25 protein-coding genes are annotated in these 22,567 nt (G+C 34.4%); 20 read left to right on the forward strand and 5 right to left on the reverse strand.

The window, feature by feature from the left end; all coding sequences use genetic code 11:
• Positions 1-14 precede the first annotated feature (14 nt).
• From PHF10_02755 to PHF10_02785, 7 genes are all read left to right on the forward strand, one after another.
• Positions 15-401: a hypothetical protein gene (locus tag PHF10_02755; protein MDD5534649.1), complete on the forward strand. Its 387-nt coding sequence runs from the start codon at positions 15-17 to the stop codon at positions 399-401.
• 228 nt (positions 402-629) lie between these two features.
• A complete protein-coding gene (locus PHF10_02760; protein MDD5534650.1) occupies positions 630-1,205 on the forward strand; it encodes a hypothetical protein in 576 nt (191 codons plus the stop codon).
• 4 nt (positions 1,206-1,209) lie between these two features.
• Entirely contained in the window at positions 1,210-1,440 is a 231-nt protein-coding gene (locus PHF10_02765) for a hypothetical protein (GenBank protein ID MDD5534651.1), read from the forward strand.
• A 37-nt stretch (positions 1,441-1,477) separates the two neighbouring features.
• Complete coding sequence (locus PHF10_02770) at positions 1,478-2,152, forward strand: ribulose-phosphate 3-epimerase (GenBank protein ID MDD5534652.1); 675 nt, start codon at positions 1,478-1,480, stop codon at positions 2,150-2,152.
• A 7-nt stretch (positions 2,153-2,159) separates the two neighbouring features.
• A complete protein-coding gene (locus PHF10_02775) occupies positions 2,160-2,498 on the forward strand; it encodes a hypothetical protein (GenBank protein ID MDD5534653.1) in 339 nt (112 codons plus the stop codon).
• A gap of 233 nt (positions 2,499-2,731) precedes the next feature.
• Positions 2,732-3,859: an aromatic amino acid transport family protein gene (locus PHF10_02780; GenBank protein MDD5534654.1), complete on the forward strand. Its 1,128-nt coding sequence runs from the start codon at positions 2,732-2,734 to the stop codon at positions 3,857-3,859.
• 7 nt (positions 3,860-3,866) lie between these two features.
• Positions 3,867-5,363 (forward strand): hypothetical protein, encoded by a 1,497-nt coding sequence (locus PHF10_02785; protein ID MDD5534655.1) that lies wholly within the window; start codon positions 3,867-3,869, stop codon positions 5,361-5,363.
• 190 nt (positions 5,364-5,553) lie between these two features.
• Here PHF10_02785 and fmt read toward each other — a convergent pair whose 3' ends face one another.
• Positions 5,554-6,492: a methionyl-tRNA formyltransferase gene (fmt, locus tag PHF10_02790; protein MDD5534656.1), complete on the reverse strand. Its 939-nt coding sequence runs from the start codon at positions 6,490-6,492 to the stop codon at positions 5,554-5,556.
• A gap of 29 nt (positions 6,493-6,521) precedes the next feature.
• Between fmt and PHF10_02795 the strand changes: the two genes are divergently transcribed.
• Positions 6,522-8,384: a transketolase gene (locus PHF10_02795; protein ID MDD5534657.1), complete on the forward strand. Its 1,863-nt coding sequence runs from the start codon at positions 6,522-6,524 to the stop codon at positions 8,382-8,384.
• A 76-nt stretch (positions 8,385-8,460) separates the two neighbouring features.
• Here PHF10_02795 and PHF10_02800 read toward each other — a convergent pair whose 3' ends face one another.
• Positions 8,461-8,946 (reverse strand): hypothetical protein, encoded by a 486-nt coding sequence (locus PHF10_02800; protein MDD5534658.1) that lies wholly within the window; start codon positions 8,944-8,946, stop codon positions 8,461-8,463.
• Between the two features lie 285 nt (positions 8,947-9,231).
• Between PHF10_02800 and PHF10_02805 the strand changes: the two genes are divergently transcribed.
• From PHF10_02805 to PHF10_02840, 8 genes are all read left to right on the forward strand, one after another.
• Positions 9,232-9,933 (forward strand): NUDIX domain-containing protein, encoded by a 702-nt coding sequence (locus PHF10_02805; protein MDD5534659.1) that lies wholly within the window; start codon positions 9,232-9,234, stop codon positions 9,931-9,933.
• Positions 9,934-9,955: 22 nt separating this feature from the next.
• Positions 9,956-10,630, forward strand: a complete 675-nt coding sequence (gene pnuC, locus PHF10_02810; GenBank protein ID MDD5534660.1) for a nicotinamide riboside transporter PnuC — start codon at positions 9,956-9,958, stop codon at positions 10,628-10,630.
• Positions 10,627-11,658 (forward strand): AAA family ATPase, encoded by a 1,032-nt coding sequence (locus PHF10_02815; protein MDD5534661.1) that lies wholly within the window; start codon positions 10,627-10,629, stop codon positions 11,656-11,658. The genes pnuC and PHF10_02815 overlap by 4 nt, the downstream gene beginning before the upstream one ends.
• A 14-nt stretch (positions 11,659-11,672) precedes the next feature.
• Positions 11,673-12,536: a radical SAM protein gene (locus PHF10_02820; GenBank protein ID MDD5534662.1), complete on the forward strand. Its 864-nt coding sequence runs from the start codon at positions 11,673-11,675 to the stop codon at positions 12,534-12,536.
• A 5-nt stretch (positions 12,537-12,541) separates the two neighbouring features.
• Positions 12,542-13,495 (forward strand): hypothetical protein, encoded by a 954-nt coding sequence (locus tag PHF10_02825; protein ID MDD5534663.1) that lies wholly within the window; start codon positions 12,542-12,544, stop codon positions 13,493-13,495.
• Complete coding sequence (locus tag PHF10_02830; protein ID MDD5534664.1) at positions 13,470-14,258, forward strand: NAD(+)/NADH kinase; 789 nt, start codon at positions 13,470-13,472, stop codon at positions 14,256-14,258. Before PHF10_02825 ends, PHF10_02830 begins: the two co-directional genes overlap by 26 nt.
• Before the next feature lie 228 nt (positions 14,259-14,486).
• Positions 14,487-15,701, forward strand: coding sequence for a nicotinate phosphoribosyltransferase (pncB, locus tag PHF10_02835; GenBank protein ID MDD5534665.1), 1,215 nt, complete (start codon positions 14,487-14,489; stop codon positions 15,699-15,701).
• Between the two features lie 60 nt (positions 15,702-15,761).
• Positions 15,762-16,364, forward strand: coding sequence for a cysteine hydrolase (locus PHF10_02840; GenBank protein MDD5534666.1), 603 nt, complete (start codon positions 15,762-15,764; stop codon positions 16,362-16,364).
• Between the two features lie 54 nt (positions 16,365-16,418).
• Here PHF10_02840 and PHF10_02845 read toward each other — a convergent pair whose 3' ends face one another.
• From PHF10_02845 to PHF10_02855, 3 genes are all read right to left on the reverse strand, one after another.
• Positions 16,419-16,976 carry a LemA family protein gene (locus tag PHF10_02845; protein MDD5534667.1) on the reverse strand — a complete coding sequence of 186 codons (558 nt, stop codon included), beginning with the start codon at positions 16,974-16,976 and terminating at the stop codon, positions 16,419-16,421.
• 44 nt (positions 16,977-17,020) lie between these two features.
• A complete protein-coding gene (gene amrB, locus PHF10_02850; protein ID MDD5534668.1) occupies positions 17,021-17,827 on the reverse strand; it encodes an AmmeMemoRadiSam system protein B in 807 nt (268 codons plus the stop codon).
• A gap of 129 nt (positions 17,828-17,956) precedes the next feature.
• Positions 17,957-19,312 carry a hypothetical protein gene (locus PHF10_02855; protein ID MDD5534669.1) on the reverse strand — a complete coding sequence of 452 codons (1,356 nt, stop codon included), beginning with the start codon at positions 19,310-19,312 and terminating at the stop codon, positions 17,957-17,959.
• A gap of 70 nt (positions 19,313-19,382) precedes the next feature.
• Between PHF10_02855 and PHF10_02860 the strand changes: the two genes are divergently transcribed.
• From PHF10_02860 to PHF10_02875, 4 genes are all read left to right on the forward strand, one after another.
• Entirely contained in the window at positions 19,383-20,252 is an 870-nt protein-coding gene (locus PHF10_02860; protein MDD5534670.1) for a presenilin family intramembrane aspartyl protease, read from the forward strand.
• A gap of 86 nt (positions 20,253-20,338) precedes the next feature.
• A complete protein-coding gene (locus PHF10_02865) occupies positions 20,339-20,833 on the forward strand; it encodes a hypothetical protein (GenBank protein MDD5534671.1) in 495 nt (164 codons plus the stop codon).
• A 128-nt stretch (positions 20,834-20,961) separates the two neighbouring features.
• Positions 20,962-21,423: a hypothetical protein gene (locus tag PHF10_02870; GenBank protein ID MDD5534672.1), complete on the forward strand. Its 462-nt coding sequence runs from the start codon at positions 20,962-20,964 to the stop codon at positions 21,421-21,423.
• A gap of 79 nt (positions 21,424-21,502) precedes the next feature.
• Positions 21,503-22,390 (forward strand): glycosyltransferase family 2 protein, encoded by an 888-nt coding sequence (locus PHF10_02875; GenBank protein ID MDD5534673.1) that lies wholly within the window; start codon positions 21,503-21,505, stop codon positions 22,388-22,390.
• The last annotated feature ends 177 nt before the right edge of the window (positions 22,391-22,567 follow it).

Consider the following 22,567-nt stretch of genomic DNA (forward strand, 5'->3'; position numbering starts at 1 on the left):
TATTAATTAATAATTTGGAAGAAAGCAGAAATTATTTGGCTTTAATAATGGACAAGTCCGCGAAAAAATATTTTTTTTTAACTTTGAAAAACAAAAGAGGACAAGACAATAATATTTTGAAAGGATTGGACAATCTTTTATCAAAAGTAAATAAAAGATTAAAAGATATTAAGGGTATTATTGTTGTTAATGGTCCGGGCTCATTTGTCGGCATTAGGGTGGCCTTGTCAGTGGCGAATACTTTGGCTTGGTTGTTAAAAGTTCCCGTGGTCGGCCTTAAGAATGGAGAGAAATTTAATTTGATTAAAATCGGAATTAAAAAATTAAACAAGAAAACAAAAACAGTCAGGCCGTTTTATGGGAAACTGCCAAATATAAGCCAACCTAAAGAGTTTTGTTGAAAATTTAGAGGTTGGAAGCCGAATAAATTTTTACTACAAAACCTTTACCACCTTCTTTATCCCAACGATAAACTTTCGATAATCGTTAGGAATAAGGCGAAGCCGCTTCGCTTACGGCGTATCGTAAAAGGGTAGACCCCCGATGGAGTAAAGGAGGGGGTACGCAAAATTATAGTTAAAAATTTCGCCCCGCCAGCTGGCGGATTAAATAATTTAAATAAATTTACTATGATCAATAAAATAATGTTGCAGAAATTAAGCAAGGAATACAAAAATCACGTTTCAATGTTTTATTTGGTGAATCAGCAATCAAATGTCGCTTTGCACAAATCAAAACAGGCGATTTTTTCTTTGCAGCGTGATCAAATCAGTGAAGCTGAAAAAAGTCTTAAAGAAGTTGAACAGATTTTTATTAAGCTTCAAGGTTCATTAACCAAGTCGCCGCAACTTTTATATGCAGGTGCTTATAAAGCGGCATTGGAAGAATATGCGGAAGCCAAACTATTTTGGCAAGCCATAAAATTCGGACAATTGAAAGAAATTTCCGAAATCAAGCTTGGTTTTGAAAGCTATTTGGGCGGTATTTGCGATTTAACCGGCGAATTGGTTAGAAAAATTGTTCTCTTGGCCACTGAAGATAAAGTTGAAAAAGCGCGAGAACTTAAAGAATTAATCACTCAAGTCGTTGGCGAATTGATTAAATTGGATTTAACCGGTTATTTAAGGACAAAATATGATGATGCCAAGAGAAATTTGAAAAAAGCGGAAGAAATATTGTACGATTTGAAAATAAGAAGCAAATAATTTTATGTCATCACTCGGAGACATGGGGTCATTCTTAAAAACAATAATAGGTACTTTTATTTTTGGCATAAAAAATGCTCCTTTGGTTTATATTCCCATTTTAATTTTTGTCGTTTTAATAATCATTTTGATTATTTTTACCGGCAGAAAAAAATTATCAAAAACTAATTTTCCGGCAGAGCCAAAAACTTTAATGAAGAAAAAATTTCCGCCTCGTCCACCTTTTATCAAATAAAGGCGTCGAGAATTTCGCTATAAGTAATAAATGTTATATGAAAGAAAATAAAAAGAGAATAAGGGCGCAAATTATTCCCGCTGTTTTGGAGAAAGATTTTAAAGAAGTTGAAGAAAAAATAAATATTTGCCGAGGAATATTCAAATTGATTCAAATTGATATTGGCGACAATATTTTTGTTAAAAATAAAACTTGGCAAAACGCTTCAGATCTTAAAAATTTTAATGTTCAAATGAATTTTGAGGTTCATTTGATGGTTGAAAATCCAAGGTTGGTTGTTAAAAAATGGTTTTTCAAAAAAATAAAAAGGATTATCTTTCATCTTGAAGCTGATAAAAATCCAAAACAAATTTTAAAATTGATCAAGCAAAAAGGTTTCCAAGCCGGATTGGCCATTAATCCAAGAACATCTTTAGAAAAATTAAAAAATATTCCGCCTGAATTGTTGGATGAAGTGCTTTTTATGGGCGTGGAACCGGGGTTTAGCGGGCAAAAATTCGAAAAATCAATTTTGAAAAAAATTAAATCTTTCCACAAAATGTTTCCGAAAGTAAAAATAGGCGTTGACGGCGGCGTAAATCCAAAAACAGCGTCATTGCTTGAAAAATCAGGCGCAAATTATTTATTTGTCGGTTCTTATTTCTGGAAAAATTTAAAGAAATATCCTGGTCAAGAAAAGAAAAAAATAAAAGAGTTAGTGAGACTCTTTTAAAAATTATATGTATTTTAAAGCTCCAAAAAATGATTTTAAAACAATCTGGACCCGACACGCTGTTTCAAAAATGCGCCAATACGGGCTTTCGGAAAATTGTTTGAAAAAATTGCTTCGCAATTCAATTCGTCAGGAAGAGGGGATTGCGCCGGGAACTACGGCCATAATGCAAGTTTCGGGCAGCAAAAAACATCCGACTGAAATTTGGCTGATGTATCAAAAATCAGGCGCGAAAATAAAAATTATTACCGTTTGGCGTTATCCGGGCATAAGCCCGAAAAAAGAAATACCCATACCCGAAGACATAAAGGGCTTTGTCCAAAATTACAAGTCGGAGACGCAGTAATTTTGGCAACAAAACCTTTACCGAGCACTCAATTTATTCTTTTTTTATGTATTACGTTTATATAATCAAAAATCAGATAAAGAAAAAAATATATATTGGCTATACTGATGATTTAAAAAGAAGACTTAAAGAACGTCTCAAATCTAGTTTAGAGGAATAAATTGAGTGCTCGGTACTCAAAATTATAGTTAAAAATTTTGCGTTTTCAACTTAAATTTTCAAATAATTTTGGTATGAAAAGAAAATACAGATTCATTAAAGCATTGGCATGTTTTGCCGGAACCATTATCGGAGTCGGATTTTTTTGTTTGCCTTATGTGGCGCGACAAGCGGGATTTTTTGTCGTTGTCGCGTATTTTATTTTAATGTCCGGCATAGTTATTGTCATTCATTCTCTCTTGGGTGAAGTGACTTGCGACACCCATAGAGTTGCCAGAATTCCCGGTTACGCCGAAGAATATCTCGGCAAAAGAGCAAAAAAAATAAGCTTTACGGTTTCTTTACTCAGTTTAACCGGAGCGCTCTTGGCTTATCTTATTATGGGTGGAGAGTTTTTGTATTTATTATTATCGCCATTGATCGGGGGCGCTGTTATTTATTATGTCTTGGCTTATTTTATTTTGGGATCAATTATAATTTATCGCGATCGGTGCGCTATGGTGCCGATTCAATTGATTTTAGGAGTTGTTTTTGTATTGATACTTTTATTTTTCTTTTTCAGAGGCCTACCCTATGTTCATTTGAAGAATTTAGTCACCTTTGATTATCGTCTTTTAACAATGCCTTACGGAGTAGTATTGTTTTCTCTTTGGGGCATTACTTTGGTGCCGGAAGCCAAGGAAATCGTGGATCGAAACCGCAAAAAACTTTTTAAAGTAATCGGTTTTGGCGTTATTATTGCCGCCATTTGCTATCTGCTTTTTATTTTTACTATTTTGGGCGTCAGCGGTGCAGAAACAACCAATGACGCTATTTTGGGATTTAGTAAAATTATTGATCCCAGATTGATTTATTTGGGTTTCTTTTTGGGATTAATCACCACTTTTACTTCTTTTATCAGCATCGGGACGACTTTGAAGAAAATTTTTTGGTATGATTTGAAATTATCCAAAAAGAAATCTTGGGCTTTTGCTTGTTTTATTCCTCTTGCCTTGTATTTATTGGGTTTTAAAAATTGCATTGATGTTATCGGTCTGACCGGCGGGATTTTTTTGGGGCTGGAAGGAATTATTGTCATTCTAATTTATCAGCATTTTGTTAAAAAAAGATTTCAATATCGCATACCGTTTTTCACTTATCTTTTGATAATTTTGCTTTTATTGGGCATGGTTTCGGAAATCGCTTATTTATTTATCCGTTAAATATATTATGTGGCACCCGAGTGATCGCCAAAAATATCGTTTTTATGAAATGTTTCCCGGAATTATCGTTTGGGTAATATTATTGGGAAGTCTTTTATTGTCATTTATAAGACCCATTTGGGTTATTTATTTTATTATTGTTTTTGATCTTTATTGGCTGACCCAGGTTTTATATTTGTCAATTTTGCTTATTTACGCTTGGCGCAAATATCGCAAAAATTTAAAAATTAATTGGCGCGAAAGAGCGGAAAAGTTGCCCGGTTATGCGGATATTCATCATTTGGTATTCTTCGCAACTTATAAAGAAGAAATAGATGTTGTCGGACCGACTTTTGAAGCTTTAATAAAATCAGATTATCCTTTGGACAAATTGATAGTTGTTTTGGCGGGGGAAGAAAAAGATAAAGATAATTTCTTAAAAATGGCGGAAGAAATTAGAAATAGATATGCCGATAAATTTTTTAAATTTTTAATAACCGTTCACCCGAAAAATTTACCTGATGAAATTCCTGGCAAGGGTTCCAATTTGCATTTTTCCGGACAAGAAGCGCAAAAAATAATCGATGAATTGGGTCTGCCTTATGAAAAAATAATAGTTTCCAGTTTTGATGTTGATACCTGTGTTCATCCTTTGTATCTTCCATATTTAACTTATGTTTATCTCACTCATCCGGATCCCACTCATTGTTCTTATCAGCCCGTAGCGGTGTTTAATAATAATATTTGGGACTCGCCGGCGCTTACGAGAGTGGTGGCCAGAGGAACAACTTTTTGGCTTTTAACCGAACTTACCAAGCCGCATATTTATTTTACTTTTTCCAGCCATGCCATGAGTTTTAAGGCTTTAACTGACATTGGTTTTTGGCAAAAAGACGTGGTCAGCGAGGACTCCAGAATTTTTCTGCAATGTTACAATTATTATAACGGCAATTATCAAACAGTTCCGCTTTATATGTCTGTCTCAATGGATACGGTTTATGTCGGTTCAATTAAAAAAACTTTGATTAATCAGTATAAGCAAATAATGCGTTGGGGTTATGGAGTTGAAAATGTTCCCTGGATGATATGTAATTTTTTAAAAAACAAAAAAATGCCTTTTAAAAAAAAGATACCCCCATTTTGGGTTCAATTTGAAGGTTCATGCACTTGGGCCACGGTGCCGCTTTTAATTTTTATTTTGGGCAACTTGCCGATGCGCATCGCTCATTTGCAAAATAAAACAGAAGCGATTGTTCATAACGCTCCTTTCGTTTTGGAAAAATTGATGACTTTTACTTTAGTCGGAATTTTCTTGTCTGCTATTTTAAGCACTATTTTATTGCCTCCAAAGCCTCAAAAACATAAAATCACTCAATATTTTTTTATGATTTTTCAATGGCTTCTTTTTCCGATTACAATGATTATTTTCGGTTCTATTCCGGCCGGAGAGGGAATCACCAGATTAATGCTGGGTAAATATATCGGTTTCAGGGTGACGGAAAAAAAGAGAAAAGTTATAAAATAGCGTTGATTATTTTCGGATAACCGTTTAAAAAATGCCGATTTTGTCTGAACGAAGTGAAGGTACAAAATCGAGCACCCCGTACAAATTCTCAAAAAAAAGCAATGTGTTAAAAAATAATTAGCCGTAGGCGATTCAGCGAAAGAAAAATAATTTTAAAATAAATTTTGTCGGGATTTGGTGCGGGGTTAATTTAATTCAAAATAGAATCAATTATCCGCGGGTATCCATTAAGGAATTCTTTACTATTCATAACCTTTTTCCCTTCTAATTGAATTTCTTTCAAAATTAAAGCATTTTCGCCGCAAACTACTGCTAGTTGTTTGTCTGTTGTTAGAAATACTGTTCCGGATTTTTTATTATCTTGAGTTTCCAAAAAATCCGCTTTAATGATTTTTAATTTTTTATTGTCAAAATTGGTAAAAATTCCAGGCCAAGGATAATAAGCTCGCAACATTTTTTCAATTTTTTTCGCCGGAGAAGACCAATCAATCAATCCGTCCTCTTTCTTGATTTGTCGCGTAAAAGTTACTTTGGTTTCGTCTTGAATGTTTGGTTTAATTTCTCCTGCCATCCATTTTGGCAAGGTTTCTATTAAAAGTTTTGCTCCCAGTTCCGCCAGTTCTTTTGATAATTTTGGTAATTGATAATTGGCAATTGGCGATCCCAATTGTTGTTGCGCGACAATTGGTCCGTGATCCATTTTTTCGTCCATTAAAATAATACTGACTCCGGTTGTTTTGTCACCGTTTAAAATGGCGGTTTGAATAGGAGTGGCGCCGCGATAAAGAGGCAATAATGAAGGATGAATATTAAGACAACCGTATTTCGGAATATCCAATATTTCTTTTGGCAAAAATTTTCCATAAGCGGCGACGATAAAAAGATCCGGTTTAGAATTTAGAATTTGGAATTTAGAATCTAGAATTTTGTCAGGTTGAAGAACGGGAATGTCATATTTGAGAGCTAATTCTTTTACTGGTGGAGCGGTTAAAATTTGTTTTCTGCCCACTGGTTTATCTGATTCAGTGATAACTTTGATTGGTTTAAATTCAGTTTGGCTCAGTAAATCTAAAACAATAGCCCCAAATTCAGGCGTACCCCAAAAAATAATTTTATTTTGACTGTTCATATTAAATATTATATCATTTTTTTAAAAAAATTACCATACAAAATATGATTGATAAATTAAAAAAATTATCCAAATTAATCCGCTATTATATTTTATTTTCCACCACTGAAGCCGGTTCCGGTCATCCAACTTCTTCGCTTTCGGCGACTGATTTGATGGCTGTTTTATTTTTTGGCGGATTTTTTCGTGTAAATCTTCAAGATCCTAAATTTGTCAATAATGACAGATTTATTCTTTCAAAAGGCCACGCTGTGCCGGCGCTTTACGCTGTTTATGCTGCGGCCGGAATTTTGACCGAAACTGATCTTAAAAAATTGCGTAAATTCGACAGCCCTTTAGAAGGACATCCAGTGCCGCGTTTTCCATACAGTGAAGTCGCCACCGGTTCTTTGGGTCAAGGTTTGTCAGTCGGTGTTGGTATGGCTATTAATGCTAAATATTTGGATAAATTGCCTTATCGCACTTATGTCCTTTTAGGTGACAGCGAAATGGCCGAGGGTTCGGTTTGGGAAGCCATTGAATTGGCCAGTTATTATAAACTTGATAATTTAATCGGTATTATTGACGTGAATCGCTTGGGACAAAGAGGTGAGACAATGCTCGGTCATAAAGTTAACGAATATGCCAAGCGAATTTCGGCTTTTGGTTGGCAGACAATTGTTATTGACGGACATAATTTAAAAGAAATTGAAAAAACTTTTAAAAAAGCCAATCAAATTAAAAATAAACCGATAATGATAATTGCCAAAACCATCAAGGGTAAAGGAGTTTCTTTTTTGGAAAATAAAAACGGTTGGCACGGGAAAGCGCTTTCAAAAGAAGAGTTTAATAAAGCTGTGCAAGAATTAGGAGAAATTGATAAAAAAATAAAGGGAGAAATTCAAGAACCAGAGAAAGGGCAAAAATCAACCCCGACGCCAATGGGTCGGGGCTCCGACCGAAGCGTCGGAGAATTTAAAATTATAGAGTATCCAATAAATACTCCGGTCGCAACACGCAAGGCTTTTGGCAATGCCATAACCCGTTTGGCTGAAAAATATCCGGAAATAGTTGTTTTGGACGGCGAAGTTGGAAATTCAACTTACGCGGAAATTTTTGAAAAAAAATTTCCAAAAAGATTTTTTCAGATGTTTATTGCCGAACAAAATATGGTTGGTACGGCGCTGGGATTGGACAAGCGCGGAAAAATTCCTTTTGTCCCGACTTTTGGCGCTTTTTTAATCAGAGCTTTTGATCAAATCAGAATGTCGCAATATTCAGAAGCTAATCTTAAATTTATCGGTTCGCACGCCGGCGTTTCCATTGGTGAAGACGGACCGTCGCAGATGGCGCTTGAAGATATTGCCATGTTTAGAACGATTTTAAACAGCGTAGTTTTATATCCGTCTGACGCGATTAGTACGGAAAAATTGGTTGAAGAAATGATAAAATTCAAAGGAATAGCTTATCTTCGCACCACGCGTTCGGCCACACCGATAATTTATAAACCAAATGAAAATTTTCCCATTGGCGGAAGCAAGGTTTTGAAGAAAAGCGAAAAAGATGCGGTGACCGTAGTCGCGGCCGGTATTACTCTTTTTGAAGCGTTAAAAGCTTATGAAATATTAAAAAAAGAGGGGATTAATATCAGAATAATTGACCTTTACAGTATCAAACCGATTGACGCAGCCACTTTGCAACAAGCGGCTAAAGAAACAAAAGCCATTATTACGGTTGAAGATCATTTTGCCGAAGGCGGAATGGGCGAAGCCGTGCGCAGTATTGGTATAAATATTAATTCATTAGCGGTGAGAAAAATGCCACGCAGCGGTAGGCCGGAAGAATTATTGGATTTTGAAGAAATTTCCGCCAAGGCGATTATTAAAAAAATCAGAGAAATTATGAAAGTTTAAATTATTAATAAATAGTCCTAATATAAAAAGAGCTTTTTTAAAAGCTCTTTTTATATATTTAATTAATTTAATATATTTAACTTACTCGCCATTCAATTTCTTTGTCATCTCCGGCAAATTCGCGCCATTCTCCGTCTTCGGCTACGACAAACCATTTTTGTTTGGTTTGGCTCCAGACCATGGGATTGTCAAGAAAAAAAGGTTTTTTAACAATTTCTTTCGGCTGCAACTTATCAAGTTCCAGCCATTTTTTAAACACGGTTTCAATAGCATAATCAAGGCGGCGCGACTTAGCCCATTCGGATACTTTATTAATGGCTGTTTTGGCTTGTTCCACGGAACCGGCTAAATCCAATAATTGTTTTGCTGGACGGGTAAATCTTGAATAAATTATTTTTTTCTTTTTCGCGTCGTCTTTAATTTGTTCAAGCGTTAGACCCTTGCTGTAAAAATAATGATTAACTATTTCTTGAATAGCCGTTCCTTTGTCTTCTTTAGGAGCCGCCGGAGGGGTGACTTTGATTTTTTTATTTTTAGGCAGTTTTAGTTTTTGTTCAGTCATACCAGGTAGTAGAAATTTGACTAATTAATATTAAATATTTTTTTAAACTTAGGCTAAGCGCCGAAATAGTAAGAATTTGATTTATTAATACCTATTTTTACAGCCCACCTTAGTGGGCGGTCAAATTTTCACTACCTGGCATAATAAAAGTATTTTATCACTTTTGTAAAATTAGGCAAGGTGAAAAAGTTATCCACAGATTAAGACTTGTTAATTTTATTTGGGTATGTTACTATGTGTATAGATAACACTAAGTTAATGTATAAATAACATTAAGTTAAAAATATGAAAAACAAAAATAAAATTGCCCGTTGGCAAGAAAAACCGGAGAAACCGCAAATAGCGGTGGATACAGTTATTTTTAATATCATTAATAATGATTTAAAAATTCTGTTAATCAAACGTGGATCGAAAACATTTAAAAATATGTGGGCCATACCCGGCGGCCGAGTTAATAAAAATGAACCGTTAGAGGAAGCGGCAAAAAGAGAGTTAGAAGAAGAAACCGGAGTGAAAGATGTTTATTTGGAACAGCTTTATACCTTCGGCGACCCTAAAAGAGATCCGAGAGGCAGGGTCATTTCTGTGGCTTATTTCGCTTTAATCGGCGAAGAACCGCGATTGAGGGCTGACACGGACGCTATAGACACAGACTGGTTTAGTGTTAAGAAATTGCCCCCATTGGCCTTTGACCATAAAAAAATTGTTAATTATGCTTTAAAACGTTTATCTTGGAAATTGGAATACACCAATATAGGCCGCAATCTTTTACCGAAAGTTTTTACTCTTTCGGAGTTAAGAGAAGTCTATGAAATTATTTTAGGCAAGAAAATTGATAAAAGAAATTTTCAGAAAAAAATATTATCCTTAAATCTCATTAAACCGGTGCATCAGTTAAAGAAAAATGTTTCTTACCGGCCGCCCAAGCTTTGGAAATTCATAACCGGTCAAAATGTGATCTTAGAAAAACGGGGATTGAATTTTTAAATAAATTATTTAATATTATAATATGCATAATTTTTTAAACATTAACAATATATTCTTCACATTTATCGGTTATCAGATGAGTTATTTGGAATTTTTCGGCACTATTTTTAATTTATGGTGCGTTTATTTGGCGGCTAAAAATAAAATTTTAACTTGGCCTATCGGTATCGCGGGAATCATACTTTATCTTTTCCTTTTTTATCAAATTCAACTGTATTCTGATTTTTTTGAACAAATCTACTTTTTAATTACAAGTTTTTACGGATGGTTTTTATGGCGAAAAATCATGTTAAAAAATAAGTCAGGCGAATCCAAACAACTGCAAATCAGCTATAATGTTCTTAAAAATAATATCATTGTTATAAGTTTAATAATTTTAGGAACAGCGTTAACTGGTTATTTCATGCAACACATACATCTTTATTTTCCCAAGATTTTCCCCGTGCAAGCATCATTTCCATTTTTAGATGCACTTACAACCGTAATGAGTTTTATTGCTCAATTTTTAATGGCAAAAAGAAAAATAGAATGTTGGTATCTTTGGATATTGGTGGATATCATCGGCATTGGCCTTTATTATATCAAAGGCGTTAAATTTATTTCTTTGGAATATTTAATATTTCTTTGCCTGGCAATAAAAGGATTGGTTGATTGGCAAAAACAATATCATAATCAAATAATCAAGGGAAAAATATGAAAAATAATATCGCCGGTAAAAAAATAGGGAGCGGCCTGGTTTTCGGGAAATTCATGCCTCTGCACGAAGGTCATGTTTATTTATTGAATTTTGCCCTTAAATCATGCAATAAATTAACCATACTTGTCTGTTCGTTAAAAGACGAACCTATTCCGGGAGAGATAAGATTTTTATGGGTAAAACAATTATTTCCCAACGCAAACGTTATTCATCATTATGCCGATATTCCGCAAGAGCCAAAAGAGGATCCTGATTTTTGGAATATTTGGAAAGAAAGTATCAAGAAACATTGCCCGGGAGAGGAATTCGACGCCTTGTTCGGTTCAGAAGATTATGGCTGGAAAATGGCCGAGACAATGGGAATTGAATATATTCCGGTAAATCGTCAAAGAGATTTGGTGCCGATTTCGGGCACAACCATAAGAAAAAATCCGATAAAATATTGGAGATTTCTGCCTGAAATAACAAGACCTTATTTTGTAAAAAAAGTATGCATTGTTGGTCCGGAATCTACGGGAAAAACAACGCTTGTTAAAAAATTGGCAAAAAAATATAAAACTGTTTTTGTGGATGAATATGCCCGTCAATTATTGGATGAATATGTCAAGCATGCCGGTTATAAAGAAGGGGAGGTTCGTTATAAAGATATTTTCAATATTGCTCGCGGACAAATAGCAACGGAAGATTCTCAAGTTAAAAGAGCGAATAAAATACTTTTTTGCGACACGGATTTGAATACAACTGTTTTTTGGTCAAATTTTTATTTTAAAAAATGTCCTCAATGGATCAAGAAAGAAGCTGAAAATAGAATTTATGACCTTTATTTATTGCTCGATATTGATGTTCCATGGGTAAAGGATCCTCAAAGGCCGATACCAAAAATAAACGAACGCAAGAAATACTTGAAATGGTGGCAAGAAGAATTAAAAAAACAAAAAAGACCGTACATTATAATTAAAGGAAACTGGGAAGAGAGACTTAAATTGGCCAATCAATCCATAAATAAATTATTTGTTAATTCTAAATAATTTAAAAAATAAATATGCGAATTCAAACTTACAGCGTTTTAATAGGAAATCGTAAATGCAATGCTCGTTGTCCTTATTGTGTTTCCAAAATGACGCCGGCGCAAGGAGTTGATTCTAAAAAATCAAAAATAAATTGGAGAAATTTCAATATTGGCTGTCAATTTGCTCAAAATAACGAGGTTTCCACCATTTTGCTTACCGGCAAAGGAGAACCGCTTTTATTTCCAAAAGAAATTACAGCTTTTTTGAAACACCTTAAACCTTACAAATTTCCTTTTATAGAGCTTCAAACTAACGGCATCCTCATTTTCCAAAAAAGAAATTTATACAAAAAATATCTGAAAGAATGGTATCAGCTTGGTTTAACAACTATTGCTATTTCCATAGTTCATTATAAAGATGAAAAAAATAAAATAATTTATCAGCCAGAAGGTTCTTATATGAAATTGGTTGATTTAATAAAAATTATTCATTCAGCAGGACTTTCAGTAAGATTTTCCTGTACGATGTTAAAAAATTTTATAGACAGCCCAACAGAAGTTAAAAAATTAGTTAATTTCGCCAAAGAAAACAAAGTGGAACAAATATCCACAAGGTCGCTGGAAAAACCGATTAAAAGTGAAAATAAGGAAATTTCTCAATGGGTTGCCAAACATCAGATAAATGAAACCCAACTTAGAAATTATCTTAAGAATAATGCCGTTGAAGTGATGAAGCTGGTTCACGGGGCTACTGTTTATGATTTAGACGGTCAAAATATTTGTTTAACCAATGCTCTAACTTTAGATCCATCTTCAGAGGAACTTAGACAATTAATATTTTTTCCGGACGGTCATTTAAGATATGACTGGCAATATCCGGGGGCTAACTTAATTTAATAAATATGAAAAAATTTAACGCCATTACCACTGTTTACAGTTATTATTTTCCCGAAATCAGAAAAATAATAACTGATTTAACCAAAAATTATCCTCATCAGATATTTCTTAAATCCATAGATCCCGGTTTGGACGATTTTCATTTTCCGATTATTGATCAATTTTTAAAATTTCAATCCGAGGCAATACCGCGTCTTAAAGATTTTGCTTTTAAATATCCGATCGGCGGCGCGGAAGAAGGAATACGCGAGATTTTAACCATGCTACAGAGTAAGGGGATTAAACAAATATATGTTTTAAAAGGGGACTATGAAGGTTATCAGGCCGTAGCCGAGACGCGCAACATTAAAACGATTGAGGTTGATAAAAATACAGATCCGACAAAAATTAGAAAGGGTTATTGGTTTATTTCCAATCCTTCGGCCTGCGACGGCAATATTTTATCCGATGAATTTATAAATAATATCTGTCAGGCCGGTCATAAAATTATTTATGATTTAACTTATCTCGGCATGACCGATTTGCACCATTTTGATATCAGTCATCCGAACATTATCGCTGTTCTTGTGTCTTTTAGTAAACCGTACGGATTATTTTACTATCGTTTGGGATTTGCTTTCAGTCGAATATCCATTCCGTCATTATATGGAAACAAGTGGTTTAAAAATATTTTATCGCTGTTGATTATACGGAGAATAATGGTAAAATTCAATTGTCGATATTTTTCTAAAAAATATAAACCCGTTCAGAAAAAAATCGTTAATGAAATTAATAAGCAGTTTGAATTGAATTTAAAACCAAGTGATGCCTTGCTTTTGGCTTATTTAAATAAAAAAGATGCAAAAAAACTTAATTCGCAGCAATTAAAATTAATTAAAAAATTTAAACGAGGCGATAATTATAGATTTTGCCTCACTCCTTATTACCAAGAGTATGAAAAAAATATGCGTTTTCATTAAAACAACCAAGCCCGGCGTGCGTCAAACGGCAAAAGAAATAGAAAAATATTTCAAAGAACGGAATTATCAGGTTTTTAATAAAATAAATTCATCAGTTTTAAAAAAGGGATTAGACTGGATTATGGTTCTTGGCGGAGACGGATCAATACTTCATACGGCTAATAAAGTGGCGATTCAGAAAGTTCCCTTAGTAGGCGTTAATTTTGGCTGCAAGGGTTATCTCTGCCGCATTTCAAAAGAACAATTATTAAAAAAAATGGAAGAGCTTCATCAAGGAAATTTTTCCGTTGATTCTTATACGCGAATTAAAGCGCGGATCACCAGAAAAAATAAAATTATCAAAGAAATAGACGCGCTTAACGATATAGTGGTCGGTGGAATCAATCGGGTGGTTTGGTTAAAACTTAAAATTATTCATGGTAATCAAAGGAAATTAGCCAATGTCGTTGGCGATGGTATAATTTTTTCCACTCAAATAGGTTCAACTGCTTATAATCTTTATGCCGGCGGGCCGGTGCTTTTCAATGATTCTTTCAGCGTGGTTGCCTGCAACGCGTTCTTTGAATCTGATTATTTTTCGCCCAATACAAGAGCATTTGTCGCGCCAACCAGCGCTTCATTTGAAGTGATAACCTTGCGGAGCGGTCAGCATTTGCCTTATGTTGTGGCCGACGGACAGAGAGACTATCGTCTTAATGAAGGCGATAAAGTGGTTATTTCAAAATCATTAATGACCACAAAATTAATAAAATTCAAGGATTGACCAGGTAGTAGAATTTTGACTTATTTTTTTTAAGGGCGGTAAGAGGTAATTAATAAATTTTTAAGCTAATAAATTGATAAGTATATATAAATAAAGAAATTAAATAAAAAATTAAAGGCCCTGTCAAAATTTCACTACCTGGTTGACAAATAGCAATTTTTTTGATATTATAATAATAATTTTGCAGCTCTTTACAATATCCGCTAAATAGCGGAAAAGGAGGAAAAGATGGAACATATTATTAATTCATTGTTGGACCTGGATTATTACAAATTGACCATGGCCCAAGTATCTTGGAAATATTATCCTGAAGTTCCGGTACAGTATAGTTTTATAAATCGCACCGCTCGTGTGAATTTATCCGATTATATTTCCCTTGAAGTTTTAAAGTCGGAGTTTGACCATGTTAAAACGCTCAAATATCTTCCTGAAGAAATTGATTATCTGCGCGGTTTGAAAATTTTCGAAGAAGGTTTTTTAAATTTCTTAAACGGCGTAAGGTTGGACGGTATTTCTTTTCGCACTCAACCGAAATTTGAAATTGAAGTGGAAGGTAATTGGAGTGAACGAATTTTTTGGGAAACCATAAAATTATGCATCGTTACAGAGTTGTATAATCGGGTTTTAGTAAAACGATCCGGCATGTCCATGGAAGAAGTTTGGAGAGAAGGAGAAAGGCGATTGGATGAGAAAATTAGAATTATTCAAAAACATCCGGAAATTAAATTTATAGATTTCGGCACTCGGCGCAGATTCAGCAGAGATTGGCATGATTATGCTGCAAGGAAATTAAAAAATGAATTATCGCCGGAACAGTTTTTGGGAGTATCAAATGTTTACCTTGCCAAAAAATACGGTTTAGCCTCAAAAGGCACTTATGCTCATGAAAAAGACATGATTCTTTACGGAGTTTTCTATGACAGTAAAGATCCTGTCCGCGAGTCGCATAACAGGGTTATGGAAATATGGTGGGAAACATACGGTAAGGGATTATCAATTGCTTTGTCTGATACTTATGGCAGCGATTTCTTTCTTGAAAATTTTACATTAGAACAGGCTCAAAATTGGAATGGATTACGTCAAGATTCAGGTGATCCTTTTAGATGGGGCGAGAAAGTATTTGATTTTTATCTTAAAAAAACCATTAACCCCACCACTAAAACAGTTATTTTCAGTGACGGATTGGACATTACAATGATGTTGAAATTATCAGGATATTTTCGGAATTGCTTCAATGTTTTGTTCGGTTGGGGTACGAATCTGACAAATGATTGCGGTTTTGAGGCGCTTTCCTTGGTTTCAAAGCCAACGTATTCTTGCGGTCACCCGGTAATTAAATTGAGTGATAATATCGCCAAAGCTACCGGAGATCTCAAAGAAATCGAAAGAGTTAAACGTATTCTCAGTTATACCAACGACTTTAACGAAACCTGTGTGTATTAATAATTTTTTCCGTCTTTAAAAAATAAAAAATCCAAAAAAAGAAAAAGGGAGGTGATTAAAATGAAAGGAAAGATTATCAGGATAAATTTGATAGTGGATGGGATTATTGGTTTTCTTGAAGAAGGTCCGCTTTTCAGTCCGAGAACCAGAATAATTATTCCGCACATTGATGAGTATTTAAAAAAGGAATGGACCGAAGAGAGAAGACATAATCAAGAAACCATTTTTGTCGGAGATGCGCATGGTAAGAATGATCTGGAAAACAAAATATTCGGTGTTCATTGTCAAAAGGGAAGCAAGGAAGCTCAAATTATTCAAGAATTGCGTTGGTGCGCGGAAAATAGTTATAGCTCGGTTTATACTAAAAAAAGTCACAGCGCGCTTTTTGAAACAGGTTTATTGGATCATCTACAGGCGTATCATCCGTTTAACGCTCCGGTTCCGGAGAATATGGAAATAGTAATTATGGGAGCTTGGACTGACGTTTGTGTTTTGCACACAATAATTGACCTTGTGAGATACGGTTATAATAAAATTATTGTATCAAAGGATTGTGTGGAAACCGGCGATTTACCTTGGCATCCGGGCGATGAAGTGCAAAAATGGGCGCTGGTTTATATAGAAAAAGTATTGGGCGCGAAAGTAGTAGACCATTTGGATTAAATAAAAAAGCCCTCTCAATAATCGAGAGGGCTTTTTAAATTATCCGAATATAATTTAGAATTCAACTTTCGGCGCAGTGCGAGCCGCTTCTTCTTTAAGTTCAAAAAATTCCACTGTTTTAAAACCGAGTTTTCCGGCAATTAAATTGGACGGAAACACTTCGCATTTGACATTGAAATCTCTGGCATTGCTATTGTAAAATCTACGGGAAGCTTGAATTTTATTTTCCGTATCAGTCAGTTCATCTTGCAGTTTTTGAAAATTTTCCGAAGCTCTTAACTGAGGATAATTTTCAGCCACGGCGAATAAAGTTTTTAAAGCGCCGGTCAAACCATCTTCCGCTTCCGCTTTTTGCGACATTGTTTGCGCTCCCATGGCTTGAGTTCTGGCTTGAGTGACATTTTCAAATGTTTCTTTTTCATGAGCCGCGTATCCTTTGACGGCATTAACCAAATTCGGAATAAGGTCGTATCTTCGTTTAAGTTGAACGTCGATATCAGACCAGGATTCATTTACGCGATTGTGCCAAGTAATTAAGCCGTTATAAGTGGAAATAATCCACCAAACAAACCAAATTACTATGACGACGATAATCCAAAGATAAGTAGGCATATTTTTATAAATTAAAATTATTAATTAAATTATTATAACACGTTTTAAGAAATTTTGAAATGAGCCACCAGAGTGCCGACGCCAAATGGCGCTTCGTAAGAAAGTATCTCCGGTTTGTAATTTAAATTGTCCAAAACTCCCAAAAGAACGATAATCGGACGCAGACCGCATTCTTTAGCTTCTTGAACTAAATTAGGATCAAAATTTATGATTTTATCAATATTTTTTTGTTTGAGAAACTTGATTAATTTTTTATCAAATTCGTTTTCAACGGGATTCTCCGTTTGACTCAAGGCATGAGATAAATCTCCGGAAGCGATGACGGCGATTTTTTTATCACTTTGCATGATTTCTTCTTTCAATCCTTGTCCGAATTCAAAATGTTTTTGATAATCCAATTCGGAAACACTGATTGGAATAAGAGAAAAATTTGAAATAGAATCATTGGTCGCGGGTGTTTTTTGAGTTAAATAATATAACGGTACTGTAACGCCATAATCCAAATTTTGTTCGCTGATCATTGTTAAAAAGGGCGGGGGATTGGCGGTTTCAAAACGTTCTCTGATTCTGTATGTTAATTTTGAGTCGCTCTTGAATTCCATCTTGGTGGTTAAGTCTCCGAATAATTCAAGGCTGCTGGAATATTTTTCAGCCAAGTTTAAACAAAAAGCATCGGCGAAAATCAAACCGTGCGGAGAAATAACAATAATTATATCCGGTTTTATTTTAACCAATTTATTTTTTAATTTTTCCATTGCTTCAACGGTCTGTTTGGCCATTTCAAGTTTTTCTTGGCCAATAGACGGGATGAGAATGGGATGATGAGGAATAATAGCGGCAAAAGAAATCATAGTATTAGCTTTTTAGGAAGTTAGCTTATTAGCTTTTTAGGAATTAAAAATTTAAAATATTTTTGAAAATTTTGAAGTTTTTCTAATTTTGAATTTTGCTCTGTCATTTTGCACTTTGATTTTTACATTTTAAATTTTTAACGATTCACCCAGAGTGTACATATATAATACGGTCTCCGGAACAGTCAGGATGGCGCTCCATTGATAACCCAAGGCGTCAAAAATTTCTTCAGAAGGGATAGGCAGGCGTTGTCCTTGAGTTATTAAATAAACATTCGGTTCATTGGCGGTTTTCACCAAGGTTCCGTCTCTGAATTTAACCGGTTCGCCATTTTTAAATTCGGTTAAGTATTTTGGTTCACTCTTAACAATATGAGAATAAGGGAAATTAACGTTTAAAATAGACTGATCAACAATAGGGTACTTTATGTCTTCTTCGACATAATAGACGCTTTTAGAGGCCTTATCTTGAAGCAGGGCGCCTGAAGGATAAGGAGTAAGTATCGGTCTTCCTTCTTTATAAGTTAATAAATCATTCGGTTCAACTTTAATAATTTCTTCCGGATTAAACCCGATAGCTTTGAATATTTTTTCTGAAATGGAACGTTTGACGCCGTCAATTAACATAAAAATTTCTCCGGTGGAAGCTTTGACAAGCGAGTAATTCGGGAAAGTCATCGGCTCACCGATTTCAAAATTTTTAAGTTCTTCAAGGCTCACTTCTCTTACATTCTTAAAACTGTGATTAAGCAAGAAAACCGTCTTTGAATAAAATGGCCGTCGCTGGTTGTTTTGAATAAGCCAAATACCATTGTCTCCCTCAGCTTTTAAAAGTGTCCCATCGGCAAATTTAGATTCCGTTTTTTTAACAAACCATTTTTGCCAAATCGACCAAAATAATTTATTGCCGGTAACATAAGGCGTGTAATTATAAAGGGCGGCCGTGGCTGAATTTTGCGGACTTACTTTTTGATAGCTTATTCTATATGTTTGTCCGGCGCGATAAAAGAATTCCCATGGATGCTCTATGAAATAACGCAGTCGCCAGGTGGCGCGATCAACTTGCGTGGCAAAACCGGAAAAACGTTGAACCGGTTTGCGATAATCGTAACATCCGAATCCGGTCGCCCAATCGTATTGTGAAGATTTTTTTGGGGGCTGGGAAACAAGAGTTTGTTCTTTTTGGAGCACGGTAATGATAATTTGAGGATTAACTTTGTATTCTTGGGCGGCTCGATAAATTATTTCCGAAGCTAATTTTTTTTTGCCATCTATGTCCGTACATTGATATGTATCGAGCGTTCCGCCTGCATTTTCCAAGAATTTTTGAATTTCTTCCAAAGTCATGCTTTGATAATTAGTTAAGTCATAATCGGAAATGATGGAATTTGGATTAAAAAAAACTTCGGCCCGACATATTAACGGCCAATTAAGACTGACTAAAACAAGAATCAATAAAACAGCAATTTTTTTTATAAAAGACATAGAATACTATATTTTATTATATTTATAACTTATGGTCAAGGGTTGAATTCTATGTTAAGATGTTTAAATGATGAATTTCAACAAAAAATCTATTTATTTTTGGGAGACCATTTTGTTTATTTTGACCCTAGGATTGGGGATATCGGCTGTTTTCAGATTACGTTCATTTTTTACACCGGGCGCTGCCGGTATTCCACCGCTTAATATTTGGCACTTTATGGGACAATTCTTTTCAGTCACTTTATTTGTTTTTATCATTTCAATATTAGGCGCAAAAGCAGCTAAAATAAAAGACATAATATTTAAAACTATTTTTATTTTAGCTGTATTTTCGGGTGGATTTATTTTATTGAATTTATGGATGCCGAGTATTTTCGCCTTGATTTTAATAATTGCTTTGATTTTAGTTTGGTTAATCAAGCCGACGGTTTTAATTCATGATTTGTCAGTGATTTTGGCAATATCAAGTATTGGCGCCATAATGGGTTTGGGATTTAAACCAATGGAAGTAATTGTGCTGTTATTGATTTTTTCCGTTTACGATTTTATTGCTGTTTATAAGACCAAGCATATGGTTAAAATGGCCAGAGAAATGATCAGGAGTCAAGCTATTTTGGGTTTTATTATTCCGTCAAATTTTTCCGCCCAAGGCGGATCGGCCTTGGGCGGAAAAGATTGGATGGAAAATTTAAAAAAAGTGGAACCTGGTGGAAATTTTTTAATTTTAGGCGGCGGCGATATTATTTTTCCATTGCTTTTGTGCGCGTCTTTGGCAGGAAGGGGGATTATGGATGTTTTGATCGTCGCTATCTTTGCTTTAATCGGACTTTTGACAAGCTTTTGGATTTTTAACCGACAATCAAATCGTCAACCGATTCCCGCTCTTCCGCCCATTGCCTTATTTTCCATTATTGGATATTTATTAAGCTTGATTGTTTAAATATTGACAAATTTTAATAAATCGCTATGATTAAATCAGTTATTTTAAAATTGGGATAAAATATTTCAATAAAAAGGGAGGTAAAGATGTGGTGGAAAAAAGATAAACAGGCAAAAGTTAATTTTTTGGCGCTTGATTTGGCCAAGAAATTGGCTCCCGTATTGGAAAAAAGACTCAATGAAATGAGTCAACCATTTGAACGTTGTCCGGATGAATATGATAGTAAACAATATGGTTCAACCCCAGAATCACCATATACAGTTAGGGTGGAGAGTGGTAGTAATAAAAAAAGATGCTTTGTGAGATTTGATATTAACCGAGGCCATATACCTGGTCATAGTTCCTATTTTATTTCGTTCGTATTAGTAGTATCTCTCTCTGACCCCTCAGATATTGAACATAAACTTCAATACCTGGATGTTGCGGCCTATAAGGAAAAATTAGACCCAAGGGAGTATCAAGAAATAAGGAATATTTTAAGTGATTTTTTTGGTGGTAATTGGGAAGAACAGAAATACGATTCTTGCGGCGACAATGAGTATATAGATAAAAACACAAGAGAATTAGTTACGGTTTATTAAAACAGAAAGGCTTAATTTTTTAATCAAATTAAGCCTTTTTTTATTGGTATTGACAAAAGGCTGAATTTGTGTTATGTTTTTATTATATAAAGTTCTTTGATTCAAAAAATAAAAAGGAGGTGAGTAATATGGATAACAAAAATACAGAGGATAAAGAGAGAATTTCTCGTATGGCTACTCATGATTTAGTTGAAAAACATCATGAAGATATGAAGATTATCAGGGGATTATTCCAGAACTCTGCTTTATTGTCAAAAGAAGAGGGGAATAAACTGATTAATTTTTTTAACAGCATAACTGAATTTGAACAGAGAGCAGCTCTGATGGTTTATGTTCTAATGGAATTCAAATGGCGAGTTGAAAGTAAAATGGATGCCATTTCGGTAGATATTCACGGTGGAGATAAAAAACAAATAGAGGCGATCAGAGAATCACTTAAGCTATCCTCACAAAACACCGACGAGTTAGGAATCAAACTTACACGACATCTGGACGATTCATTACCGGATAAAAAATGCGAGTTAATGCTCACTATCTTGAGTGTGGCATTAAACGTAATACATAGAAACAAAAAAGGCTCAATTTATTAAATTGGGCCTTTTCTTTTTAAACTAAATCAGTATTTATCCACTTAATAAATAGTCTAAATAATGATATACTATACATATAATGATTTCTATTATTATCACCACCAATAAAGAGCCGAAGAGTTTGCCGCAAGCCATTCAGTCATTTTTGGATTCCAATTTATTAAAAGCGGATGACGAAATTTTAATTGTCGGTCCTGACGAAGAATCTGAAAAAATAGCAAAAGAATTTCAAATAAGATTTCCTGTTATAAAATATTTAAAAGACAAAGGAAAAGGTAAGCCGGCTGCTTTAAATTTGGTCTTTCAACAAGCAAGGGGAGAGATTTTAATTTTAAGCGACGGTGATGTTAAAATAAAGAAAGAAGATTTGGAATATTTAATAACTCCTTTTGAAAATAATAAAGTCGGCGCGGTCAGCGGTCAACCGATTTCAACCAGTTCTCGCAATAATTTATTCGGTTATTGGTCTCATTTTCTGACTTTTGCCGCTCATCAAATGAGATTAAAAAATAGAAATTTTCCTTGTTCGGGTTATCTTTTTGCCATTTTAAAAAAAATTATTGATCAAATTCCCGAGAATATGCTGGCTGAAGATGCGGTTATGACTCAGATGGCCAGAAATCAGGGTTATCAAGTAGTTTACGCGCCGCAAGCCAAGGTTTATATTAAATATCCTGATAATTTTAAAGATTGGTTAAAACAGAAAGTTCGTTCAACCGGCGGCTATGTACAAGAATTTGGAATTTGGAATTTGGAATCTAGAATAAAAAAAATGAGAAATTTTTGGCAAGAAGTGCAGAGTGGCATTAAACTATTTTTCATTTTTCCAAAGACCATAAAAGAATTTTTTTGGACAATTTTACTTTATTTGGCGAGAATTTATCTTTGGTTGGCCATTTTTTGGCAAATAAAAATAAGAAAAAAAACCTTTGCTCATATTTGGCAAAGGATAGAAAGTACAAAGTAAAATTCATAGTTATTAGTTAATGGTTCTTAGTTTTGGTTTATTGGTTTCCGGTTTCTAACTGACGACTGAATAACTATAACCAATAAACTATGAACTAAAAACTATTATTTATTTGTATGATTAGTGGACAAGTCCGCTTGAGGCGGACGAATTAAATTAGTAGAGTAATTAATGTTT

The sequence above is a fragment of the Patescibacteria group bacterium genome (assembly GCA_028716665.1).
Lineage (GTDB): Bacteria > Patescibacteriota > Patescibacteriia > UBA2591 > JAQUPP01 > JAQUPP01.

What these genes read in the sequence shown, in the direction of transcription:
- PHF10_02820 (MDD5534662.1), top strand. Translation starts at nt 11,673, where the DNA reads ATGCGAATTCAAACTTACAGCGTTTTAATAGGAAATCGTAAATGCAAT.
- PHF10_02855 (MDD5534669.1), bottom strand. Translation starts at nt 19,312, where the DNA reads ATGTCTTTTATAAAAAAAATTGCTGTTTTATTGATTCTTGTTTTAGTC.
- PHF10_02815 (MDD5534661.1), top strand. Translation starts at nt 10,627, where the DNA reads ATGAAAAATAATATCGCCGGTAAAAAAATAGGGAGCGGCCTGGTTTTC.
- PHF10_02825 (MDD5534663.1), top strand. Translation starts at nt 12,542, where the DNA reads ATGAAAAAATTTAACGCCATTACCACTGTTTACAGTTATTATTTTCCC.
- PHF10_02800 (MDD5534658.1), bottom strand. Translation starts at nt 8,946, where the DNA reads ATGACTGAACAAAAACTAAAACTGCCTAAAAATAAAAAAATCAAAGTC.
- PHF10_02785 (MDD5534655.1), top strand. Translation starts at nt 3,867, where the DNA reads ATGTGGCACCCGAGTGATCGCCAAAAATATCGTTTTTATGAAATGTTT.
- PHF10_02775 (MDD5534653.1), top strand. Translation starts at nt 2,160, where the DNA reads ATGTATTTTAAAGCTCCAAAAAATGATTTTAAAACAATCTGGACCCGA.
- PHF10_02770 (MDD5534652.1), top strand. Translation starts at nt 1,478, where the DNA reads ATGAAAGAAAATAAAAAGAGAATAAGGGCGCAAATTATTCCCGCTGTT.
- PHF10_02830 (MDD5534664.1), top strand. Translation starts at nt 13,470, where the DNA reads ATGAAAAAAATATGCGTTTTCATTAAAACAACCAAGCCCGGCGTGCGT.
- PHF10_02860 (MDD5534670.1), top strand. Translation starts at nt 19,383, where the DNA reads ATGAATTTCAACAAAAAATCTATTTATTTTTGGGAGACCATTTTGTTT.
- pnuC (MDD5534660.1), top strand. Translation starts at nt 9,956, where the DNA reads ATGCATAATTTTTTAAACATTAACAATATATTCTTCACATTTATCGGT.
- pncB (MDD5534665.1), top strand. Translation starts at nt 14,487, where the DNA reads ATGGAACATATTATTAATTCATTGTTGGACCTGGATTATTACAAATTG.
- PHF10_02805 (MDD5534659.1), top strand. Translation starts at nt 9,232, where the DNA reads ATGAAAAACAAAAATAAAATTGCCCGTTGGCAAGAAAAACCGGAGAAA.
- amrB (MDD5534668.1), bottom strand. Translation starts at nt 17,827, where the DNA reads ATGATTTCTTTTGCCGCTATTATTCCTCATCATCCCATTCTCATCCCG.
- PHF10_02760 (MDD5534650.1), top strand. Translation starts at nt 630, where the DNA reads ATGATCAATAAAATAATGTTGCAGAAATTAAGCAAGGAATACAAAAAT.
- PHF10_02840 (MDD5534666.1), top strand. Translation starts at nt 15,762, where the DNA reads ATGAAAGGAAAGATTATCAGGATAAATTTGATAGTGGATGGGATTATT.
- PHF10_02845 (MDD5534667.1), bottom strand. Translation starts at nt 16,976, where the DNA reads ATGCCTACTTATCTTTGGATTATCGTCGTCATAGTAATTTGGTTTGTT.
- PHF10_02865 (MDD5534671.1), top strand. Translation starts at nt 20,339, where the DNA reads ATGTGGTGGAAAAAAGATAAACAGGCAAAAGTTAATTTTTTGGCGCTT.
- PHF10_02780 (MDD5534654.1), top strand. Translation starts at nt 2,732, where the DNA reads ATGAAAAGAAAATACAGATTCATTAAAGCATTGGCATGTTTTGCCGGA.
- PHF10_02875 (MDD5534673.1), top strand. Translation starts at nt 21,503, where the DNA reads ATGATTTCTATTATTATCACCACCAATAAAGAGCCGAAGAGTTTGCCG.
- fmt (MDD5534656.1), bottom strand. Translation starts at nt 6,492, where the DNA reads ATGAACAGTCAAAATAAAATTATTTTTTGGGGTACGCCTGAATTTGGG.
- PHF10_02870 (MDD5534672.1), top strand. Translation starts at nt 20,962, where the DNA reads ATGGATAACAAAAATACAGAGGATAAAGAGAGAATTTCTCGTATGGCT.
- PHF10_02765 (MDD5534651.1), top strand. Translation starts at nt 1,210, where the DNA reads ATGTCATCACTCGGAGACATGGGGTCATTCTTAAAAACAATAATAGGT.